At 62.5% G+C, this 232-nt stretch carries 1 pseudogene; it reads left to right on the top strand.

The annotated features are described in order from the left end of the window. Positions 1–232: pseudogene (locus tag R0J92_RS27070) on the top strand (TonB-dependent siderophore receptor); the annotation flags it as partial.

The raw sequence follows: 232 nt of genomic DNA, 5'->3' as shown, positions 1-232 counted from the left end.
CATCGAAGTGCTGAAGGGCGCAAGCTCGGCCGGCTTCGGAGCAGCCGAACCCGGCGGCTCGGTGAACTACGTCACCAAGCTGCCGAAGAGCGAACGGTTCGGCGAAGTCTATGGCACCGGCGGATCCTACAACCACAAGGAAGTCGGCCTGGATTTCGGCGACAATATCACCGAGGACGACACGCTCTCCTATCGCCTGACCGGCAAGCTTCAGGGGGCGGACGGCGAATAC

The organism is Tritonibacter sp. SIMBA_163, assembly GCF_046535935.1.
Classification (GTDB): Bacteria; Pseudomonadota; Alphaproteobacteria; order Rhodobacterales; family Rhodobacteraceae; genus Epibacterium; species Epibacterium scottomollicae.
Note: the sequence above shows the minus strand (reverse complement) of the source record. Positions and strands in the feature narration are given on the sequence as shown.